This is a genomic window from Paracidovorax sp. (assembly GCF_057642795.1).
The window spans coordinates 390,526-411,988 of record NZ_JBXYZY010000001.1 but is presented as its reverse complement, the minus strand read 5'-3'; the positions used below and the strand labels follow the sequence as shown (position 1 = coordinate 411,988).

At 65.8% G+C, this 21,463-nt stretch carries 21 protein-coding genes; 9 read left to right on the top strand and 12 right to left on the bottom strand.

Going from position 1 to position 21,463, the window contains the following annotated elements; translation table 11 throughout:
• Positions 1-3: 3 nt before the first annotated feature.
• Together copD and AC3A84_RS01870 are read left to right on the top strand one after the other, a co-directional pair.
• Positions 4-930, top strand: coding sequence for a copper homeostasis membrane protein CopD (gene copD / locus AC3A84_RS01875; RefSeq protein ID WP_487968036.1), 927 nt, complete (start codon positions 4-6; stop codon positions 928-930).
• Positions 931-1,303: 373 nt separating this feature from the next.
• Entirely contained in the window at positions 1,304-2,116 is an 813-nt protein-coding gene (locus tag AC3A84_RS01870) for an IclR family transcriptional regulator (protein WP_487968035.1), read from the top strand.
• A gap of 131 nt (positions 2,117-2,247) precedes the next feature.
• Here the strand turns inward: AC3A84_RS01870 and pbpG are convergent, their stop codons facing one another.
• The 6 genes from pbpG to AC3A84_RS01840 form a co-directional block, all read right to left on the bottom strand.
• Positions 2,248-3,351 (bottom strand): D-alanyl-D-alanine endopeptidase, encoded by a 1,104-nt coding sequence (gene pbpG / locus AC3A84_RS01865; RefSeq protein ID WP_487968034.1) that lies wholly within the window; start codon positions 3,349-3,351, stop codon positions 2,248-2,250.
• 115 nt (positions 3,352-3,466) lie between these two features.
• Complete coding sequence (locus AC3A84_RS01860; protein ID WP_487968033.1) at positions 3,467-5,005, bottom strand: 2-isopropylmalate synthase; 1,539 nt, start codon at positions 5,003-5,005, stop codon at positions 3,467-3,469.
• A 172-nt stretch (positions 5,006-5,177) separates the two neighbouring features.
• Complete coding sequence (gene pssA, locus AC3A84_RS01855; protein ID WP_487968032.1) at positions 5,178-6,014, bottom strand: CDP-diacylglycerol--serine O-phosphatidyltransferase; 837 nt, start codon at positions 6,012-6,014, stop codon at positions 5,178-5,180.
• Between the two features lie 213 nt (positions 6,015-6,227).
• Positions 6,228-7,244: a ketol-acid reductoisomerase gene (ilvC, locus tag AC3A84_RS01850; RefSeq protein WP_487968031.1), complete on the bottom strand. Its 1,017-nt coding sequence runs from the start codon at positions 7,242-7,244 to the stop codon at positions 6,228-6,230.
• 65 nt (positions 7,245-7,309) lie between these two features.
• A complete protein-coding gene (gene ilvN / locus AC3A84_RS01845) occupies positions 7,310-7,801 on the bottom strand; it encodes an acetolactate synthase small subunit (RefSeq protein ID WP_011805034.1) in 492 nt (163 codons plus the stop codon).
• A gap of 150 nt (positions 7,802-7,951) precedes the next feature.
• Positions 7,952-9,733, bottom strand: a complete 1,782-nt coding sequence (locus AC3A84_RS01840; RefSeq protein WP_092936738.1) for an acetolactate synthase 3 catalytic subunit — start codon at positions 9,731-9,733, stop codon at positions 7,952-7,954.
• Between the two features lie 290 nt (positions 9,734-10,023).
• Between AC3A84_RS01840 and AC3A84_RS01835 the strand changes: the two genes are divergently transcribed.
• The 6 genes from AC3A84_RS01835 to AC3A84_RS01810 all read left to right on the top strand — a co-directional run bounded on the left by AC3A84_RS01835 (position 10,024) and on the right by AC3A84_RS01810 (position 13,702).
• Positions 10,024-10,593 carry an RNA polymerase sigma factor gene (locus AC3A84_RS01835; protein WP_092936740.1) on the top strand — a complete coding sequence of 190 codons (570 nt, stop codon included), beginning with the start codon at positions 10,024-10,026 and terminating at the stop codon, positions 10,591-10,593.
• Positions 10,590-11,045 carry a DUF3619 family protein gene (locus AC3A84_RS01830; RefSeq protein WP_487968030.1) on the top strand — a complete coding sequence of 152 codons (456 nt, stop codon included), beginning with the start codon at positions 10,590-10,592 and terminating at the stop codon, positions 11,043-11,045. Before AC3A84_RS01835 ends, AC3A84_RS01830 begins: the two co-directional genes overlap by 4 nt.
• A gap of 19 nt (positions 11,046-11,064) precedes the next feature.
• Positions 11,065-11,949, top strand: a complete 885-nt coding sequence (locus AC3A84_RS01825) for a DUF3106 domain-containing protein (protein WP_487968029.1) — start codon at positions 11,065-11,067, stop codon at positions 11,947-11,949.
• Positions 11,950-12,021: 72 nt separating this feature from the next.
• Entirely contained in the window at positions 12,022-12,588 is a 567-nt protein-coding gene (locus tag AC3A84_RS01820; protein ID WP_487968028.1) for an RDD family protein, read from the top strand.
• Between the two features lie 117 nt (positions 12,589-12,705).
• On the top strand, positions 12,706-13,107 hold the full coding sequence (locus AC3A84_RS01815; RefSeq protein ID WP_487968027.1) for a diacylglycerol kinase: 402 nt from the start codon (positions 12,706-12,708) through the stop codon (positions 13,105-13,107).
• On the top strand, positions 13,100-13,702 hold the full coding sequence (locus AC3A84_RS01810; RefSeq protein WP_487968026.1) for an LOG family protein: 603 nt from the start codon (positions 13,100-13,102) through the stop codon (positions 13,700-13,702). Before AC3A84_RS01815 ends, AC3A84_RS01810 begins: the two co-directional genes overlap by 8 nt.
• A 73-nt stretch (positions 13,703-13,775) precedes the next feature.
• Here the strand turns inward: AC3A84_RS01810 and AC3A84_RS01805 are convergent, their stop codons facing one another.
• From AC3A84_RS01805 to AC3A84_RS01795, 3 genes are all read right to left on the bottom strand, one after another.
• Positions 13,776-14,114, bottom strand: coding sequence for a P-II family nitrogen regulator (locus tag AC3A84_RS01805; RefSeq protein ID WP_092936752.1), 339 nt, complete (start codon positions 14,112-14,114; stop codon positions 13,776-13,778).
• An 84-nt stretch (positions 14,115-14,198) separates the two neighbouring features.
• Positions 14,199-15,851, bottom strand: coding sequence for an NAD+ synthase (locus AC3A84_RS01800; protein ID WP_487968025.1), 1,653 nt, complete (start codon positions 15,849-15,851; stop codon positions 14,199-14,201).
• 62 nt (positions 15,852-15,913) lie between these two features.
• On the bottom strand, positions 15,914-16,489 hold the full coding sequence (locus AC3A84_RS01795) for a flavin reductase family protein (RefSeq protein ID WP_487968024.1): 576 nt from the start codon (positions 16,487-16,489) through the stop codon (positions 15,914-15,916).
• Positions 16,490-17,290: 801 nt separating this feature from the next.
• Here AC3A84_RS01795 and AC3A84_RS01790 point away from each other — a divergent pair.
• Positions 17,291-18,577, top strand: a complete 1,287-nt coding sequence (locus tag AC3A84_RS01790; RefSeq protein WP_487968023.1) for a GNAT family N-acetyltransferase — start codon at positions 17,291-17,293, stop codon at positions 18,575-18,577.
• Positions 18,578-18,716: 139 nt separating this feature from the next.
• Here AC3A84_RS01790 and AC3A84_RS01785 read toward each other — a convergent pair whose 3' ends face one another.
• The 3 genes from AC3A84_RS01785 to AC3A84_RS01775 form a co-directional block, all read right to left on the bottom strand.
• Positions 18,717-19,223, bottom strand: coding sequence for a chemotaxis protein CheW (locus AC3A84_RS01785; protein ID WP_487968022.1), 507 nt, complete (start codon positions 19,221-19,223; stop codon positions 18,717-18,719).
• Between the two features lie 170 nt (positions 19,224-19,393).
• Positions 19,394-19,930, bottom strand: coding sequence for an inorganic diphosphatase (gene ppa / locus AC3A84_RS01780; RefSeq protein ID WP_487968021.1), 537 nt, complete (start codon positions 19,928-19,930; stop codon positions 19,394-19,396).
• 137 nt (positions 19,931-20,067) lie between these two features.
• The gene (locus AC3A84_RS01775; protein WP_487968225.1) at positions 20,068-21,393 is read right to left on the bottom strand and encodes a hypothetical protein; all 1,326 of its coding nucleotides are present in this window, start codon (positions 21,391-21,393) and stop codon (positions 20,068-20,070) included.
• Positions 21,394-21,463 lie beyond the last annotated feature (70 nt).

Genomic DNA, 21,463 nt, shown 5'->3' with positions numbered 1-21,463 from the left:
CACATGGCAGGGGACTGGTTGACCGTCGCCCTGCGCCTGGCGCTGTATCTGGACATGGCAGCGGCGTTTGGCGTGGCCATGTTCGGTCTCTACGCTCTGGGCAGGGACGAGCGCTCCTCGGCGGTCTCGCGCCGCTATCGCATCTTCGTTGGCTTATCCGCTGCCATCGGCATCGCACTGTCGATGTGGGGCATGACAGAGATGGCCAGGGCCATGTCCGGTGCGTCAAGCTACGCCGAGCTGTCAACGCACGTGTTGGACATGCTCATCACGGGCACGCCCATGGGCATCGCCTGGTGCATTCGCATCCTGGCGCTGGGGGTGTGTGCGCTCGCCGCAATGTCGAAATTGAACGCCACTGCGCGATTTGCGGTGATGGCGCTGTCCACGGGCGTGGCACTGGCAACCCTTGCATGGACCGGTCACGGGGCGATGGACGAAGGCGTGCGTGGGTATATCCACCTTGCGTCGGATATCACGCACCTCTGGGCCGCTGGGGCCTGGGTGGGTGCATTGGTGGCGTTTTTGATGCTTGCAGCCCGCAAGTCGGATCTGCCCCCAGACCCGATAGCGATCCTCAGTCGGACATCCAATGGGTTCGCCCGCATAGGTACAGTGATCGTGGCTGCGCTCGTCGTGAGCGGAATCCTCAATTACGTATTGATCGCCGGGCCGTCTTTTGATTTGCTCTTCTCTACGCTGTATGGCCGGGTGCTGACGGCAAAGCTCTTGCTTTTCGCAGGAATGCTGGCACTGGCTGCGGCCAATCGGTATCGGTTGAGTCCGGGCCTGGAAGCCGCATTGCGGTCTGGCAATCGCGCGAAGGCCGTCCGCCAACTTCGACACAGCCTGTTCACGGAAGCGAGCTTGGCCGTTCTGGTCCTGGCGAGCGTTGCTTGGCTGGGCATCCTTTCTCCCCAAGGCACCTAATCATTGACTGGCGCTCTGACGCGCCCGGGCACGGCGCGCCCCGCCCGTCCTTCATGCGGCACCGGGCTGCGGCCACCGGGGTGCCCGCTGGTGTAATCTTGCACCGTGAGCCGGGCGCCAGCGTGTCCGGCAGTTCAACAGTTTGCGCCTGGGGATACGCCGCTTCCACGGCCTTCTTGGTGAGATTGATCTCTTCCATGATGAGCCCTCAGAGCGGCCCGATTCTGAGCAGCCTTGCAGGGGCCCGCAGAGAAAAAGCCGGATCTGGTTCCGGAGGTACCGGCCTATGTTGAACTCGCCCCAATTATTGATAAACCCGCTGTATCGGGCTTCGGCGTAGTCCAGCGAAGTTCGGTGCTGGAGTCATGGTGAAATGAAAAATAACCCTTCCGACGTTCAGTCCAGGCCCAGTGTGCAGGTGCTGGAGCGAATGTTCACCCTGATCGACGTGCTTGCTTCGCGTGAGGAGGCGATATCGCTCAAGGAGATCAGCGAAAAAACGGGCCTGCATCCTTCCACCGCACATCGCATCCTCAACGACCTGACCATCGGCCGCTTTGTGGACCGCCCGGAATCGGGCAGCTACCGCCTGGGCATGCGGCTTCTGGAACTAGGCAATTTGGTCAAGGCACGGCTGAGCGTGCGCGATGCCTCGCTTGCGCCCATGCGCCAATTGCACAAACTGATCCAGCAGCCAGTGAACCTCAGCATGCGCCAAGGCGACGAGATCGTCTATATCGAGCGCGCCTACAGCGAACGCTCAGGGATGCAGGTCGTTCGCGCCATCGGGGGCCGTGCCCCTTTGCATCTCACCTCCACAGGCAAGCTCTTTCTTGCAACCGACGATCCGCAGCGCGTGCGCTCCTACGCCACACGAACCGGGCTAGCCGGCCACACGCGCAACAGCATCACGCAGTTGCCGATACTGGAACGCGAGCTGGGCAAGGCGCGCCAGTACGGCATTGCACGGGACAACGAAGAGTTGGAACTGGGTGTGCGCTGCATGGCCGCGGGGATCTTCGACGACCAAGGCCAGCTGGTGGCGGGTCTTTCCATCTCGGCCCCAGCGGATCGCCTGGATGAAGACTGGCTGCCCAAGCTGCAGTCCACTGCGGACGCGATCTCCCAGGCCTTGGGCTATGTCAGCGGCAGGCGTACGGCGCTGACCCAGGCGATCGCAAACTAAAACTGATCAGGGAGCGCCGGGCGTCTGCGAGCGTACGACCACAGAATAAGGCAACACGCTCCCTCGAATGCGCCCCAGTGCAGGGCCGCTGGGCGCGGCAAAGGTCTGCCGCGCCAATCCACGACCGGGTTTTACTTCATCGAAGGGGTAGAAACCCCAGCATGAAAGCTCTTGTCGCTGCCCAGCGCCGGCAGCGATTCCACCCAGTTGCGCACGCGTTCGGCATCACCCAGGCGGCTGAATTTGCCTGCGGAATCGAGGAACACCATGATCAGCTTGCGGCCAGCGATTTTTGTCTGCATCACCAGGCAGCGCCCAGCTTCGGAGATGTAGCCCGTCTTCTGCAGGCCGATATCCCAGCTGGGGTTCTTCACCAGACGGTTGGTGGTGTTGAACTGCAGAGTGCGATGGCCGACTTCCACAGCATAACTGGGCGAAGTGGTCAGCTCACGAAGCAACGGATCGCCGTGTGCCACATTCACCAGAGTCGCCAAATCGCGCGCGCTGGATTGATTGCGGCTCGACAGGCCCGTGGGCTCCACATAGTGCGTTTCGGTCATGCCCAGCAGCTTGGCCTTGAGGTTCATCTGGGCCACGAAGGCATTCAGGCCGCCGGGGTAGGTGCGGCCCAGGGCGTGGGCGGCGCGGTTCTCGCTGGACATCAGCGCCAGGTGCAGCAGTTCACCGCGCGTGAGCGTGGTGCCCACTCGCAGCCGCGAACTGCTGAACTTCTCCATGTCCACGTCCTCTTGGGTGATGGTGATGGATTCATCCATCGGCAGGCGAGCCTGGGAGATGAGCAGGCCGGTCATCAGCTTGGTGATCGACGCGATCGGCAGCACCGCATGGTCGTTCTTGCTGAGCAGCACTTCGTTGGTGTCCTGGTCCACCACGAGGGCCACGCTGGACTTCAGGTCGAGCGGATCGGTCACCTGATGCAGACCGGCCTGCTGGCCGAAAGACTGGCGTTCAGGCACGAAGGCCGCAGCGCGAACCGGGGCCGCAGCGCTGCGAGACACGACGCGCGTCGCCTTCACCCGCGTCACCGTCTTGCGCGACACCTTGGTCGAGGAGCTCGCCACCGCGCGCTTGGCCGTCGCCGAAGTGGCCTGTTTCTTCACCACGACCTTCTTTCGCTCGGCCGCATGGGCTGCGGGAGACGCGAGCGCGAAGCTCAGAGCGAGAAAGGCCAGGGCGTGGGCGAAACGGGCGGCGATGCCAGGGCGTGCATGCATCAGAGTGCTCCAAGCGGAAAAATTTGTATAGCAGTGTACGAAATCAAAAAAAGTCGCGCAAGATCAAGGCCTTGCGCGACTCTTTTAGAAACTGCCTGAATTATAAATTTGCGGATCAGCCTTGGGCCGCAACCCGCTCGGCTTTACTTTGTAACTTGTTCAACGCGCTGAGGTAGGCTTTGGCTGACGCCACGATGATGTCGGGGTCCGAACCGACCCCATTCACCACCCGCCCACTGCTTTGCAGGCGCACAGTGACCTCGCCCTGGCTCTCTGTGGAGCCGCTGATGGCATTCACCGAATAGAGCACCATCTCGGCACCGCTCTGGACCTGCGTCTCGATGGCCTTGAGCGATGCGTCCACCGGGCCGTTGCCTTCGGAGGTGGCGCGCACCTCCCGGCCCCCGACTGTGAACACGATGCTCGCCTGCGGGCGTTCCCCGGTCTCGCTGTGCTGGGACAGCGAGACGAAGCCGTAGGTCTCGCGCTCGGCCGTGACGCTCTCATCGCTGACCAGCGCCAGGATGTCCTCGTCGAAGATCTCGCTCTTGCGGTCGGCCAGTTCCTTGAACTTGGAGAAGGCGGCGTTGATCTCACCTTCGCTCTCCAGTTGCACGCCCAGTTCCTGCAGGCGCTGCTTGAACGCATTGCGCCCACTGAGCTTGCCCAGCACGATCTTGTTGGCAGACCAGCCCACGTCTTCGGCGCGCATGATCTCGTAGGTGTCGCGGGCCTTGAGCACGCCGTCCTGATGGATGCCCGATGCGTGGGCGAAGGCGTTGGCGCCCACCACGGCCTTGTTGGGCTGCACGACGAAGCCGGTGGTCTGGCTGACCATGCGGCTGGCCGCGACGATGTGCTGCGTGTCGATGCCGAGTTCAAGGTTGAAGTAGTCGCGGCGCGTCTTGACGGCCATCACCACCTCTTCGAGGGAGCAATTGCCGGCACGCTCGCCCAGGCCGTTGATGGTGCATTCCACCTGGCGCGCGCCGCCGATCTGCACGCCGGCCAGCGAGTTGGCCACGGCCATGCCCAGGTCGTTGTGGCAATGCACGGACCAGATCGCCTTGTCGCTGTTGGGAATGCGCTCGCGCAGCGTCTTGATGAAGTTGCCGTAGAGCTCGGGCACGGCATAGCCCACAGTGTCGGGCACGTTGATGGTGGTAGCGCCCTCGGCGATCACGGCCTCCAGCACGCGGCAGAGGAAGTCCATCTCGCTGCGGTAGCCATCTTCCGGGCTGAATTCGATGTCGCCCACCAGATTGCGCGCAAAGCGCACCGATTGCTTGGCCTGCTCCAGCACCTGCTCCGGCGTCATGCGGAGCTTCTTTTCCATGTGCAGCGGGCTGGTGGCGATGAAGGTATGGATGCGGGCGCTGTTGGCGCCCTTGAGGGCCTCGGCCGCGCGGCTGATGTCGCGGTCGTTGGCGCGCGAGAGCGAGCAGACGGTCGAATCCTTGATGGCCTGCGCAATGGACTGCACGGCCTCGAAGTCACCGTTGGAGCTGGCGGCAAAGCCCGCTTCGATCACATCCACCTTGAGTCGCTCGAGCTGGCGGGCGATGCGCAGCTTCTCGTCGCGGGTCATCGATGCGCCGGGCGACTGCTCGCCGTCGCGCAGGGTGGTGTCGAAAATGATCAGTTTGTCAGCCATTTTTTTACTCCTCTGGTGGGGTTCCGCTCGCCGGGGCGGCACTGCAACGTGCAGCCGCGACGAACTTGTCACACAGACAAAAGGCCCGCTGCGGAGGCAGACGGGCCTTGGGGTTTGCGCTCGGGCGCCCGGCGGCATAGCCGGGCAATGTAGCACAACGACCGCTGGCGATTCACTTGTGCAGCCCGCGCTCGTCCGGCTCGTCGGTGGAGATGCTGATAACGCTGCTGTGCTGACCGTTGGCCTTGCGCCAGGCATAGACCCCATAGCCCGAGAGGCCATACAGGACGAACACACTGAAGAGCACCGTCGGCGGATGGATATTGATCACCGCGATCACAAGCGCGATCAGCACGATGGCGGCGAAGGGCACGCTGCGCTTCATCTGGATGTCCTTGAAGCTGTAGAACGGCACATTGGTCACCATGGTCAGACCCGCATATAGGGTGAAGCCGAAGGTGAGCCAGGTGATCTGCGTCCAGGTGAGCCACCCATCGCTCATGCCCGGCTGCACGCCGATCGCACTCATGAGCCAGATGAAGCCGGCCACCAGCGCCGCCGCCGCGGGCGATGGCAGGCCCTGGAAGTAGCGCTTATCCACCACGCCGGTGTTGACGTTGAATCGCGCCAGCCGCAAAGCCGCGCAGGCGCAATAGACGAAGGCAGCGATCCAGCCCCAGCGCCCCAGGCCGCGCAGCGACCATTCGTAGGCGATGAGCGCGGGCGCGGCACCGAAGGACACCATGTCGGAGAGCGAATCCATCTGCTCGCCGAACGCGCTCTGGGTGTTGGTCATGCGCGCGACGCGGCCGTCGAGGCTGTCGAGCACCATGGCGCAGAAGATGCCGACGGCCGCCATGTCGAAACGGCCGTCCATCGCCATCACGATGGCATAGAAGCCGCCGAACAGCGCGGCCAGGGTGAAGAGGTTCGGCAGGATGTAGATGCCCTTGCGCCGCCGGCGCACCAGCACGTCCGCCGAGCGCGCACCCTCATTTTCTTTATGCATTAAATTGGCCTCCAGCGCATGCAAAACCTGGGCATGGCGCTATCAAAATCATACTCATCGGCACCGACTGCCAGCGCGCGAAGTGCGCAGTGTAGGGCTTGTGGCCGGCTCGGCCGGGCCCCGAAGCCGTGCGCCCATGAAAAAGGCCACCGCAAGCGGTGGCCTTCGAGGTCGCGGCGCCCGGGGGCTCCGGCCGGTGGAGACGCGATCAGATCAGTTGCGCGTCTGGTCCACCAGCTTGTTCTTGGCGATCCAGGGCATCATGGCGCGCAGCTTGCCACCCACCACTTCGATGCTGTGGTCGGCGGTGTTGCGGCGGCGGGCCGTCATGCTCGGGTAGTTCAGGCGGCCTTCCTGGATGAACATCTTGGCGTAGTCGCCGTTCTGGATGCGCTTCAGGGCGTTGCGCATGGCGGCGCGCGACTGCTCGTTGATCACCTCGGGGCCCGTCACGTACTCGCCGAACTCGGCGTTGTTCGAGATCGAGTAGTTCATGTTGGCGATACCGCCTTCGTAGATCAGATCGACGATGAGCTTGAGCTCGTGCAGGCACTCGAAGTAGGCCATTTCAGGCGCGTAGCCGGCTTCGACCAGCGTTTCGTAGCCCATCTTGATCAGTTCGACGGCGCCGCCGCACAGCACGGCCTGTTCGCCGAACAGGTCGGTCTCGGTCTCTTCCTTGAAGGAGGTCTCGATGATGCCGGCCTTGCCGCCGCCGTTGGCTGCCGCGTAGCTCAGGGCCAGGTCACGGGCCTTGCCGGACTTGTCCTGGTGCACAGCCACCAGGTGGGGCACGCCGCCGCCCTGGCTGTAGGTGTTGCGCACGGTGTGGCCGGGGGCCTTGGGCGCGACCATCCACACATCCAGATCGGCGCGGGGCACGACCTGGTTGTAGTGGACGTTGAAGCCGTGGGCGAAAGCCAGCGATGCGCCTTGCTTAATGTTGGGCTCAACGTTGTTCTTGTAGACGGCTGCGATGTCTTCGTCCGGCAGCAGGATCATGACCACGTCGGCGGCCTTCACTGCGTCGTTGACTTCCATCACCGTCAGGCCGGCCTTGCCGACCTTGTCCCACGAGGCGCCGCCCTTGCGCAGGCCGACCACCACCTTCACGCCGCTGTCGTTCAGGTTCTGAGCATGGGCATGGCCTTGCGAGCCGTAGCCAATGATGGCCACGGTCTTGCCCTTGATGAGGCTCAGGTCGGTGTCTTTGTCGTAGAAAACTTTCATGGGTCGCTCCGGTTGATATGCGTTGTCAGGGGGAAATTGAAAAAGGAAGGGATGTCAGACGCGGCTCACACGCGCAGGATGCGCTCGCCCCGGCCGATGCCGCTGGCGCCGGTACGCACCGTCTCCAGGATGGCCGTGCGGTCGATGGCCTGCAGGAAGGCATCGTTCTTGGACTGGTCGCCCGTCAGCTCGATGGTGTAGCTCTTCTCGGTCACGTCGATGATGCGGCCGCGGAAGATGTCGGCCATGCGCTTCATCTCCTCGCGCTCCTTGCCGACGGCGCGCACCTTGACCATCATCAGTTCGCGCTCGGTGTAGGCGCCTTCGGTCAGATCGACCACTTTCACCACCTCGATCAGGCGGTTCAGGTGCTTGGTGATCTGCTCGATCACGTCTTCCGAGCCATGGGTCTGGATGGTCATGCGCGACAGCGATGCGTCCTCGGTGGGTGCCACGGTCAGCGATTCGATGTTGTAGCCCCGCGCGGAAAAGAGGCCGACGACGCGCGACAGCGCACCGGGTTCGTTTTCCAGCAGGACGGCGATGATGTGTTTCATGGATGCAGATTCCTCTTTTTGCTGCCCTCCCCCGGCGCCGGTAAGCGTCGGGCTTGGCAGGCAATAGATTCGTCGATTCTTCGAAGTGATTTTGCTATCTATTCGATAGCTGATAGCGCTTGATGGACAAGCGCTGCAGACCGATTCGCCTCAGAGATCTTCCGATCCCAGCAGCATTTCGGTGATGCCCTTGCCGGCCTGCACCATCGGGAACACGTTCTCGGTGGGGTCGGTGCGGAAGTCGATAAAGACGGTGCGGTCCTTCAGGCGGCGGGCCTCGCGCAGCGCGGGCTCCACATCCTCCGGGCGCTCGATCAGCATGCCGACGTGGCCATAGGCCTCGGCCAGCTTCACGAAGTCGGGCAGCGAATCCATGTAGCTGTGGCTGTAGCGGCCGGAGTATTCGATCTCCTGCCACTGGCGCACCATGCCCAGGAAGCGGTTGTTGAGCGCGCAGATGACGATGGGCGTGTCGTACTGGCGGCAGGTGGCCAGCTCCTGGATGTTCATCTGCACCGAGCCTTCACCCGTGATGCAGAACACCTCGGACTGGGGCTTGGCCAGCTTGATGCCCATGGCGTACGGAATGCCCACACCCATGGTGCCCAGGCCGCCGGAATTGATCCAGCGGCGCGGCTCGTCGAAGCGGTAGTACTGCGCGGCCCACATCTGGTGCTGGCCCACGTCGGACGTGATGTAGGCATCGGCGTCCTTGGTCATGTTCCAGAGCGTCTCGACGACAAACTGCGGCTTGATGACTTCCTGGTTGCCACGGTCGTACTTCAGGCAGTCGCGCTTGCGCCAGCCTTCGATCTGATCCCACCAGGCGGCCAGCGCGCCAGCGTCGGGGCGGGTCGTGGTCTCGCGGATCATGGAGATCAGCTCGGTCAGCACGTCCTTCACATCGCCGACGATCGGGATATCGACCTTCACGCGCTTGGAGATGGACGACGGGTCGATGTCCACGTGGATGATCTTGCGGTCGTTCTGCGCGAAGTGCTTCACGTTGCCGATCACCCGGTCGTCGAAGCGCGCGCCCACGGCCAGCAGCACGTCGCAGTGCTGCATGGCGTTGTTGGCCTCAATCGTGCCATGCATGCCCAGCATGCCCAGGAACTTGCGGTCGCTGGCCGGATAGGCGCCCAGGCCCATCAGCGTGTTGGTGACCGGATAGCCCAACATGTCCACCAGCGTGCGCAGCTCGTTGGTGGCATTGCCCAGCAGCACGCCGCCGCCGGTGTAGATGTAGGGGCGCTTGGCGGTCAGCAGCAGCTGCAGCGCCTTGCGGATCTGGCCGCCGTGGCCCTTGCGCACCGGGTTGTACGAGCGCATTTCCACCGACTGCGGGTAGCCGCTGTAGGGCACCTTCTTGAAGGACACGTCCTTCGGGATATCGACCACCACCGGGCCGGGACGGCCGGTGCGGGCGATGTGGAAAGCCTTCTTCAGCGTGGACGCGAGATCGCGTGCGTCCTTGACCAGGAAGTTGTGCTTGACGATGGGGCGCGTGATGCCGACGGTGTCGCATTCCTGGAAAGCATCCAGGCCGATCGCGGCCGTGGGCACCTGGCCGGAAATGATCACCATCGGGATCGAATCCATGTACGCCGTGGCAATGCCGGTGACCGCATTGGTCAGGCCGGGACCGGAGGTCACCAGGGCCACACCCACTTCGCCGGTGGCGCGGGCATAACCGTCGGCTGCATGCACCGCTGCCTGTTCATGGCGCACCAGAACGTGCTGGATGGTGTCCTGCTTGTACAGCGCGTCGTAGATGTACAGAACGGCGCCACCGGGATAGCCCCAGATGTATTGGACGTTCTCGGCCTGCAGGGATTTGATGAGGATTTCGGCGCCCATGAGGTCCTGGGAGCCTGCGGCGCCTTGGGCGGCGGCCGTTGCCGATGCGATTTCGGCCTTGGAGATTTCCATGATCAACCTTTGCGAATTTCTCTGACGAAAAACCTTGGGTGCCCCTTGGACCGGCTCTTGTGAAGCCGCCTCAGAACTTGAGGCCGCGGCCATGGGCGAGATGATTGCTGCGCCGGACCGGGACCCGTTTGCCTTTTGACTTGCAAGGCGGATTATGTCACTGCCGGCCCTGGGGTAGTCCGCATGTCGGAAAAATAAACGGCCAATGCCATAATCGCGGGCTTCGGCGGGACTGCGGCACAGGCAGCCTGCCTCGCCCTTTCGCCCGCCCAACGCGGGCTCTCCGACTCTTGGCCACCGAACGAGAACTGTCAGACTTCCTCAAAGGCGTTGAAAAGCGAGCGTTCAAGCGCTCGCTCTACCATGTTCGCAACGAGGAAGCCGCCCTGGACATCGTCCAGGACAGCATGCTCAAGCTGGCCGAGCACTATGGGGACAAGCCGCCCGGCGAGTTGCCCATGCTGTTTCAGCGCATCCTCTCGAACTGCACGCTCGACTGGTTCCGCCGGCAAAAGACCCGCAACGCGCTGTTCTCCAGCATGAGCGACTTCGAGGGCCCCGACGACGATGGCGGCGATTTCGACCTGCTGGAAGCCTATGCGGGCCCCGAGGACGGCGAAACCGCGCAGAGCGCCGAAGACCTTGCGCGCCGCGCCCAGGTGTTCCGCGACATCGAGGCCGAGATCCAGGAACTGCCGCCCCGTCAACGGGAAGCCTTCCTGATGCGTTACTGGGAGGAAATGGATGTTGCAGAAACTGCAGCCGCGATGGGCTGCTCAGAAGGCAGCGTGAAGACACACTGCTTCCGCGCAGTCCAGACCCTGGCCAAGGTGCTCAAGGCCAAAGGAATCGAACTATGAACCGCCCACCCTCCGTCTCTGCCGAACTCTTCGCCGACCGCTATGCGCGCCGCGTTGCCGCGCGCCTGACGGAAGGCACGAGCGCCCTGCCCTACGACATTTCCGAGCGCCTGCGCGCCGCGCGCATGCAGGCGCTGGACAAGCGCCGAAAGCCGGTGGCCGCCCCCATGCGGCAGACGGCCACGGCCCCTTCGGTGGTGGCCGCCGGCAACGGCGTCGCCACGATGGGCTGGGGCGGCGAAGGCGGCAACTGGTGGCGCGCGCTGGTGTCGGCCGTGCCGCTCACGGCCCTGCTGGTCGGCCTGGTGTTCATCAACGTCACGCAGGACGAATCCAGCACCTCGGAGATCACCGAAGTGGACACAGCCTTGCTCACCGACGACCTGCCCCCTCAGGCCTATGCCGACCCGGGCTTCCTCCAATACCTCAAGACGGCCAACGAGAGCCGCTGAACCTGCACGACCCCACTGCATGCACTCCAGCCTGACCGACGCTCCCCGCATCCTGCCAGCCGCCGTGCTGGCTTTTGCATTGCTGGGCGCACTGAGCTGGGGGGGATGGCGTGCGGTGACGCAGGTGCGCATGGCGCCCGGCACGGTGATTCCCGCCGAGGCCCTGTCGCCGCAGCCGCATGCCGCCCGCAGTTCCACCGTGCGCCCCGTGCGGGCGCCTGAACCCACCGAAACCGGTGGACCGGCATGGGACGACCTGACCACTGCCCAGAAGGAAGCCCTCGCGCCGCTGAACGAGCGCTGGCCCGTGCTGAGCGAAGCGCAGAAGCGGCACTGGCTGAACCTCGCGGCCAGCTTCAGATCGCTCCCCCACGAAGAACGCCGCAAGATGGTCGAACGCATGACCGAATGGGCCAACCTCAGCATCCAGCAGCGCAACCAGGCCCGGTTCAACTATGCTGCCACCGCCCGCCTGACCGCCGACAGCAAGCGCGCGCAGTGGGAGGCCTATCAGGCCTTGAGCCCGGAAGAAAAGCACCGACTCGCAGCGCACGCCGCACCCAAGCCGTCGGGCGCTGCCACGGCCTTGCGCCCCAGTGCAGCACGCAAGCTGGCCAAGGTGCCGGCGGCCACGGCCGCAGCCGCCAAATCGGCTAGCACCCCCAATCTACCCAAGATCCCGCGCGTGACCGCAGCCCACACTCTGCAGGCACTGCCGGTGCCCGCGGCCTGGCCCATGATGCCGGCCTCCGCCAGTGGGGCAGGCGTTGAAACGGCCCCCGTCCACATGCCGGCGGCCGCCGTCGTGACTCCGCTGCCGCCTGGCGGAACGTCTGGGGCACCTGCGGCATCACAGGTCGAACCCCTGGCACGGGACCTCTCGCCGCTGCACCCGCCACAATAAGTGCTGCGCCGCTTCCAGCGTGTCGCATTGCTTCGCTGTTTCCGCCGATCCGACCCGCCGCCCATCCGCCGCATGCCCGCCTCACCCATCTCCAGCCCACCCCAGGCCACCAAACCGGCAGCTCCACCCTTGGGTGCCGCCCTCATCCTCCGGGCCCCGCCCCTCTGGCGCCGCATGGCCTGCTGGCTCTACGAAGGCATGCTGATGTTCGGCATCGTCTTCATCGCAGGCTACCTCTTCGGCACGCTGAGCCAGACCCGTAACGCGCTGGACAACCGGCATGCGCTGCAGGCCTTTGTGTTTGTGGTGTTCGGCATCTATTTCACCTGGTTCTGGGCGAAGGGCCAAACGCTGGCCATGAAGACCTGGCACATCCGCATCGTGGGCCTGGACGGGCACGCCATCAGCCAGCGGCGCGCGTTGGCCCGCTACGCGCTCAGCTGGCTGTGGTTTTTGCCGCCACTGGCAGCCATCGCGCCGTTCCAGCTGCCGGCGGGTGAATCCACGGTGATCGTGCTGGGCTGGGTGGCCGTCTGGGCCCTGCTCAGCCGCTTCCATCCGGAGCGGCAGTTCTGGCACGACGCCCTGGCCGGCACGCGACTGGTGCATTTCCAGCTACCGCGCACGTTGCGGCGCTGAATGCCTGGAGCAAAGCCCGCCTCTTTCCGCCCACCGCGTTGCACGCCTTGGCGCTGGCGACGGCCCCGCCGTCATCCATCGCCCGCTTTCCTGCGACAAAATAGCCTTCCCGCACCCATGTCATCCCTGCCCCCCCCCCCCCACCCCCACAAGGCCCGCACCGGCTTGCGCCGCGTCTGGCACGCCACCGGCTACTCGCTGCAAGGACTGCGCGCGGGCTGGTCCGAAAAAGCCTTTCGATCCGAGATCGCCCTGTCCTGCGTGCTGCTGCCCATGGCGTGGTGGGTGGGCGGCGACTGGGTCGAGGTGGCGCTGCTGGTCGGCGTCGTCGTGCTGGTGCTGATCACCGAGCTGCTCAATTCGGCGGTGGAATCGGCCATCGACCGCGTGGGCCCTGAACTGCATTCACTGTCCAAGCGCGCCAAAGACCTGGGCAGTGCGGCAGTCCTGTTGAGCCTGCTGCTGTGCTTGGGCATATGGGCGGCCGCCCTGTACCAAAGGTTTTTCATCCATGCCTGACACCGCCGAACCCGCTTTCTCGATCTGCGTCTATCTGGGCTCGCGCCACGGCGACAACCCGCGCTTCGCACAAGCGGCCACGGCCGTGGGCCGCTGGATTGGCGAGCGAGGCGGCCAACTGGTGTATGGGGGCGGCCGCAGCGGCCTGATGGGCACCGTGGCCGAGGCCACGCGCCTGGCCGGTGGCCGGGTGCTGGGCGTGATTCCGCAGGCGCTGGTGGACAAGGAGCTGGCCAACCATCAGTGCGATGAGCTTCACATCGTGAAGAACATGCACGAGCGCAAGGCCATGATGGCCGAGCGCTGCGATGCCTTCATCGCTCTGCCAGGCGGCATCGGCACGTTCGAGGAATTGTTCGAGGTCTGGACCTGGCGGCAATTGGGCTACCACGACAAGCCTCTGGGTCTGCTCAACGTCGATGGCTATTACGACGGCTTGCTGGCGTTTCTGCGCACCAGCGTGCAGAGCGGCCTGATGAGCGACTGGCAGATGGGATTGCTCTCCACCCACACCGAGGTCGATGCGCTGCTGCGCACGCTGGTGCAGCAAGCGGGCAACAACATGGACGAGGTCCCGCTGCGCGAAGTAATCTGACGTCGGGAGCGGCGGATCGGCAGCAGGCGGCGCTCCGGCGCCCGCCCCTGCAGCCGACGATCAGTGCCCAGCGTCAGACGGCAGCTTCGTCCAGGTCGCCCGTGCGAATGCGCACCACGCGCTCCACGGCGGTCACGAAGATCTTGCCGTCGCCGATCTTGCCGGTGCGCGCCGCGCCCACGATGGCGTCCACGCAACGCTCCACGTCTTCGGTGCGCACCACCACCTCCACCTTCACCTTGGGCAGGAAGTCCACCACGTACTCAGCGCCGCGGTAGAGCTCGGTATGGCCCTTCTGGCGGCCAAAGCCCTTGACCTCGGTCACCGTCAGGCCCGTGACGCCGCAATCGGCCAGCGCTTCGCGGACCTCTTCGAGTTTGAAGGGCTTGATGACGGCGGTGATCATTTTCATGGCGGGTCTCCTGGAAGTGGGAAAGAAAGGCTGCGCCTTGCGATGCTGCGCGGGCCCCTGGGATGAGTGATCCAGCCGGCCGCGTCAGGCGCGAAAACGGCTGGTGATGGGATAGCGCCAGTCCTTGCCGAAGCTGCGGTGCGTGACGCGGGTGCCCACCGGCGCCTGGCGGCGCTTGTATTCGTTGAGCTTGATCAGGCGCGTGACACGCTCCACGTCGGCGCGGTCGTAACCCGCGTCGATGATGGCTGCGATGGGCTCGTCGTTCTCCATGTAGCGCGCGATGATGGCATCGAGGACCTCATAGGGGGGCAGGCTGTCCTGATCCTTCTGGTCCGGCCGCAACTCGGCGCTGGGCGGGCGCGTGATGATGCGCTCGGGGATGGGGCTGGCGCCCGTCCCGAACGGGTCGTTGGCATTGCGCCAGCGCGCCAACGCAAAGACCTGGGTCTTGACCACATCCTTGATGGCCGCGAAGCCGCCCGCCATGTCGCCATAGAGCGTGCAGTAGCCGGTCGCCATCTCGCTCTTGTTGCCGGTGGTGAGCACCAAGGCGCCGAACTTGTTCGAGAGCGCCATCAACAGCGTTCCGCGGATGCGCGCCTGCAGATTCTCTTCGGTAGCGTCTTCGGGCAGACCGGCGAATTCGCTGGCGAGCGCGGCCTTGAACGCCTCGAACTGCGGGGCGATGGAGATCTCGTCGTACCGCACGCCAAGACGCTCCGCCATGTCGCGCGCGTCGATCCAGCTGATGTCGGCTGTGTAGGGCGAAGGCATCATCACGGCGCGCACCTTGTCCGCACCCAGGGCATCGACCGCGATGGCCAGCACCAGGGCCGAATCGATGCCACCCGACAGGCCCAGCAGTGCGCCAGGAAAGCCGTTCTTGCCCACGTAGTCGCGCACGCCCATCACCAGCGCGGACCAGAGATCGGCCTCCAGCGACGGTACGGCAGCGATATCCGCTCTCAATTCAATAGCATCCTGTGCAGATTGCACCTGCACGGAGAGCAGTTTTTCCTCGAAACCCGGAGCGCGGAAGGCAACAAAGCCGTCTGCGTTCAGGCCGAACGAGCGGCCCTCGAACACCACCTCATCCTGGCCGCCGACCAAGTGGGCATAAAGCAGGGGCAGGCCCGTCTCGGTGACTCGGTCGCGCATGATCTGCTCACGGTCGGCGCTCTTGCCGATGTGGAACGGCGAGGCATTGATGCTGACCAGCAGCTGCGCCCCCGCATCGGCGGCGCGGCGCGCCGGGCCGCTGAACCAGGCGTCTTCGCAGATCAACAGGCCCACCCGCACGCCTTCGATCTCGAACACACAGGTATCGGTACCGGGCGTGAAATAGCGGCGCTCGTCGAACACGCGGTAGTTGGGCAATTCCTGCTTGACGTAGGTCTGCTCGATGCGGCCCGCGCGCACCACGCTGGCGACGTTGGCGCAGCGCCCGGCCGGGTCGTCGGGCAGGCTGCGGGGGTGGCCGACGACGATGGCCAGGCCCTCCAGCGCGGCCGATGCCTGCACCACCTCGGCCAGCGCGGCATCGCAGGCGGCGAGGAAGGCCGGCCGCAGGAACAGGTCCTCGGCGGCATAGCCGCACAGGGCCAGCTCGGGCGTCAGCAGCAGGCGGGCGCCGGCGGCGTGCGCATCGCGCGCGGCCTGGATGATCTTCTGGGCGTTGCCCGGCAGATCGCCCACGATGAAGTTGAACTGGGCGATGCTGATGGCGAATGGCATACGTGGAGAAGGAAGCGGAGCGCGAATAAGAACTCGGCTCATTATGTCATCCGGGGTCCGATTCAGCCGGCGGAGCCGCCGTCCACCGACTTGCCGGGCAGCAGGTAATGGCCACCCGCCACATGGTGCAGCGTGCGCAGCGCGTCATGGCCCTCGAAATGCCAGCGGCCCGCCGAATACACGCGCTCGTCGGCCCAGGCACCCACGATCTCCCCCAGGAAGAGGTCATAGGTTTGCTGGATGTGCGGCTCCGGCAGGAGCCGGCACGCAAGCCAGGCCACGCAGCCCTCCACCAGCGGCGCGGGGCTTTCTGGCTCATCGATCCATGCCAGGCCCGGCAGGGTGGCGGCCTTGTCCACGTCCTTGCCGCTCACGCCGCCGATGGCCGTGGTGAGCGCTGCCTGTGCGCTGCAGGGCACGCTGAGCGCGAAGTGGCCCGAGGATTCGATCAGGCCGCGCGTGAAGGTTGCCTTGTCGATCACCACCGCCGCCTTGGGCGGCATGAAGTCGAGGGCCATGTTCCAGGCGGCGGCCATCACGTTGGAGCGCCCGCCGTGAGCGGCGCTGACCAGCACTGTGGGGCCGTGGTTGAGCAGGCGCGTGGCGCGATCGAGGGGAACGGGTCTGCGATAGGTCATGCGCCATTGTCGCGGCGCGCCGGTGGCGGCGCTGGCGCCCTCCGGCTTGCCCCTTTTCCTCTTTCTCCTTCTGGATGAGAACGCCGATCAGGTTCTGCATCGTCTGGCGCAGGCAGTCGTCGGACGCTTGCCGCAGCATGCCCGGATCGCCAACGATCACAACAGCGTGCCTCGCGTCCACGGCAAGGGCTGCAGCACGCCGATCTGGGCTTCCCGAAGCGGTCCCAGGCCAACCCCGCGCCGGGTGTACGACTTCCTTTCCGGCTAGGCACTCACCAAGGCCGACGCGCGGCGCCACGACCGCGACCTGGTCATGCACCACGAGGCGGGCACCGGGCCATGAACGGCGAAAAGAGCCAGGGGCCGGTGAAGGCCCGCACCCCCCCCCCCGCCGAACGCAGTCGTTGATCCGACAGGCCCTTGGGGGCCTTCCGCCAGCGCGGGCGGCACCCCGCTGGAACACAGACCCGGAGCCCCTGCGGCAAAGCGCTGGACATGCCTGACGCCTCGGACGCCCGAACGCAAGGGCACGGCGGTCTGCCGCATCGCCACAACGCGATCGAAAAGGCGGCCTCTCCAGCCAGGCCCCCAGCTACGACCCGGGGACTGCCAACGGGGTGAAACCGTCGTGGCGCCCGTCGTCGATGCGATACGGGCGCTCACGCCAGGCCCCAACCCGCCGCGCCGTTTGCCGGTGCCTGCCGCGGACCGCCAGGCGGCCCAAGATCGGGCGGAGCACGGTGTCTTCGATCTGGTGGCACCATCGGGCGACACCCAGCCCCCAGAAGAAAGCCGCTACTCTTGCCACACCGCCCCATCCCTCCTGCTGCTTGGCCGGCACCTGCCGCGCCAGACTACACACTGCGGATCGACGCCGCCCCCGCGCAGGTCGATGCCGCAGCGTGGGATGCCCTGCTGGCAACGCAGCCCCACCCCACGCCCTTTTTGCGCCACGCCTATCTGGCCGCCCTGCACGACAGCGGCAGCGCCACGCCCGCCACCGGCTGGACGCCCGTTTTTTTCACACTCTGGCTGGACGACGAGCTGCGGGCCGCCTGTGCGCTCTACGCCAAGCCGCATTCGTACGGCGAATACGTGTTCGACTGGGCCTGGGCCGACGCCTATGCGCGCCATGGCCTGGAGTACTACCCCAAGGCCGTCGTGGCCGTCCCCTTCACGCCCGTGCCCGGCGCCCGCCTGCTGGCGCGCGGCGCGCAGGACCGGCTGGCGCTGCTGCAGGGCGTGCTGGCCTGGTGTAGAGAGTCGCAACTCTCGTCGCTGCACCTGCTCTTCGGCGCGCAGGAAGACCTGCAGGCCGCGCAGGCGGCCGGCCTGATGCTGCGCCACACGGTGCAATTCCACTGGAAGAACCATGCCCCCACCGCACGCGCACGCTCGGCGGAGGCGGCGGCGTTGGAGGCGCCCGGCAGGCCGTTTCGCGACTTCGACGATTTCCTCGCCTCGCTGTCGCAGGACAAGCGCAAGAAGATCCGCCAGGAACGTCGGCGGGTGGCCGAGGCCGGCGTCTGCTTCCGCTGGGCGCGGGGCACGGCCATTCCTTCGTCGGACTGGGATTTCTTCTACCGCTGCTACGAACGCACCTACCTGGAACATGGCAACCCGCCGTACCTCTCGCGCGACTTCTTCCACCGCATGGAGCGCGACATGCCCGAAGCCTGGGTGCTGTTCATCGCCGAGCGCGACGGCACACCGATCGCCTGCAGCCTGATCGGCGTGGGGCCGGGCACAGCGAATGTTGAAGGCTCTCCTTCCGCATGCGCCGATGTAGCCTTCGGCCGCTATTGGGGAGCCATCGAGCGCGTGGACTGCCTGCATTTCGAGGCCTGCTACTACCAGCCCATCGCCTGGTGCATTGCGCACGGCGTGCAGCGATTCGAGGGCGGCGCGCAAGGCGAGCACAAGATGGCCCGCGCCCTACTGCCGGTGCAGACCAGCAGCGCCCACTGGCTGGCCCATCCGGCCTTTGCCGAAGCGGTGGACCGCTTCCTGGAACGCGAGGGCGAAGGGGTCTCGAACTATCTGGAGCACCTGCAGGCGCGAAGCCCGTTCCGGCGCGAGCCTGGCTGAGACCCCTCGGAGGGGCCGCTCAGCGTCTTACAACCCAGGGACTAGCCCACAAAAAAAAAGGCGCTCCGTGGGGAGCGCCTTTCAGGGCGGGCCGGAGCCTGCAGCGGCTCGTGCTGCGGCGCGCAGCCGAAACGCTCGCTCAGGCGGTGGCGACGGATCGCACGAGCCCCATTTCGGAGCCGCTGAGCAGGGATTCGATGTCCACCACGATCAGCATGCGTTCGCCCACGGTCGCGATGCCGCGCACGAAGGCGGCGTCCACCTGGCTCTCGAACTGGGGCGCGGGCTTGATGCTGTCTTCCGACAGGGCCACGACGTCGGCCACCGCATCCACCACCGCGCCGATCACCGTGCCACCCACGTTCAGGATGATGACGACGGTGAAGTCGGTGTAGTCGGCCTGGGGGCAGCGCAGCTTCACCCGCAGATCGACGATGGGCACGATCACGCCGCGCAAGTCGATCACACCCTTGATGAAATCGGGTGCATGCGCCATGCGCGTAGGTTGCTCGTAAGAGCGGATCTCCTGCACGCGGAGAATGTCGATGCCGTACTCCTCCTCACCCAGACGGAAGGTCAGGAACTCTGCGGGTGCATTGACAGCAGCACCGCCAGCGGAGCGCTGGGAGAGATTGAATGACGACATGGCGGGCAAATCCTTCAGATGGCAGGCACGCAACGCGCCTCAATTCGGGCAGCATAACATTTTCTGTTACACCCAGTGACAAAACGACAAAACCCGGGCATCGAGCGCCATGAAAAAACCCGCCGGCGGCTCACCAGCGGGTGGTAGGGCGATCGGGGTTGGAGGCGGCCTCAGCCCAGGGTCTTCTGGTAGGCGGCGACGCCGTCGGTGATCTCCTGGTGGGCGGCCTCAATGCCGTCCCAGCCCAGCACCTTGACCCACTTGCCTTCTTCCAGGTCCTTGTAGTGCTCGAAGAAGTGAGAGATAGCCTTGAGCTTGATCGGCTCCACGTCGTCCAGCGACTGGATCTTGGCGTAGGCCTTGAGGATCTTGGCCGTGGGCACGGCCAGCACCTTGCCGTCCACGCCGGACTCGTCTTCCATCTTCAGGATGCCCAGCGCGCGGCAGGGAATGACCACGCCCGGGGGCAGGCGGTAAGGCGTCATCACGAGCACGTCCACCGGGTCACCGTCGCCGGCCAGGGTCTGCGGCACGTAGCCGTAGTTGGTGGGATAGTGCATGGCCGCGGTCATGAAGCGGTCCACGAAGATGGCGCCGGATTCCTTGTCCACTTCGTACTTGATCGGGTCCGATTCCATCGGGATCTCGATCACGACGTTGAAGTTTTCGGGCAGGTTCTTACCGGGTTTGACGTTGTTCAGGGACATGCGATCTCGCGTAGTGATGGGTGAAAACGGCGGTGGCCGCGCCAGGCCCTCGGCGGCACACATGCGCCTTCCCGAGCGGCCCGGCACAGCCGGGTGGCCCGGATTCTAGGCGACCGCGCACCGCCACCGCCCGAGGCTCAGGGCCGCTGGCGCACCGGCACCCGAGTGGCGAGCGGCGCGGGCACATAGGCTGGCTCGAAGGTGCAGCCGGCGCCGAAGCGCGTCTCGGCCGCACGGCAGCGCGCGGCCACGCGCTCGGGCGTGGGCTTGTCGCCACTCCTGGTCCAGTCCAGCAGCGCGCCCATCAGCGCCACGTAGGTCGGGTCGCTGATGTAGCTGTGCGTGCCCTGGCGGGTGAAGGTCTGCACCAGCCGGTCGCCGCTGCCAGCCCGGTCCATGGTGGAGCGGAACTGCGCGTCCAGCTCGACGAAGGCCGTCGGGTCGCTGATCCATTTCACGCTCAACACCGGCACCGGCGCGGGGATGTGGCCCGTGGGATCGGTATCTGCCGCGAAGCGTTCGTAGGCCACCGGGTCGGCCGCGAGGCGCGGCACGCCGGCATTGAGCGCCGCGTCGTCGGCCGAGCCGCTGTAGACCGCCCCGACGTTGCCGAACGGGCTGGCGCCGCCGGTGCGGTGGCTGCTGATGTCCTGAAAGTGGAAGGTGCCCCAGTAGAGGTGCGCCAGGATGGCGCTGGCCGGAATGCGCAGCACCCGCTCCAGCGTCTCGATGCGGGCCTGCTGCGCGGGCGTGCGCTGCGCGGCCGGCCGGTGCAGACCCAGGCACTCGTCGGCGCGCGCCTTCAGGTCGGCCCGCGACAGGTTCACGCCCGCCGGCAGGCCCAGGTTGAGCGCATAGGCCGGTTCGGTGGGCCGGGGGTGGTTGTGGCAGAGGTACTGATAGACGGCGCGCAGATCGGTGCGCACGTCGTAGGACCGCGATCCGCCGCCCAGCACCCCGCTGGTCAGCAACACGGCGTCGTAGGGGCGGCCCACGGTCTGCTCGGTGAAGATCTCCGCCTGGCGGACCGCCACACTGGCGCCCCAGGACTGCCCGTGCAGCACGGTGATGCGCGGCACGGCGATGTACTGGCTGAAGATGCGGCGCAGCCGTTCGGAATCTGCCGCCGCGTCGCGCACCGCCACGCCGCCCTGGTGGTAGGTGGAACCGGCCCAGGCGTAGCCGGCGCGCACCATCACCGCCCAGCGATTCAGGTCGTCCGCCGTGCGCTCGGCCTTGGGCGCGCCCAGTTCGGGCCCGCCGTGGTCGTGCAGCACCAGGGTGCCCTGCCAATCCCTAGGAACGGCGATGTAGTAATAGGCGCCGGCGGAGTCGCGGCCGTTCCAGCAGCGGGCCGTGCGGGGCACCTCGGAGGGGCAGCCCACGGCCAAGGGCTCGGACTCGACGGCGGAGCCGGCGGCAGGGGCGTGCCATGCGGGCCCGGCGGCCCCATCGTCCGACATCGGCGTTAGCGATTGCGCCGGCGCCTGGCTGACGGCGCAACCGGCCAGCAGCGCGGCGACAGCCGCGACC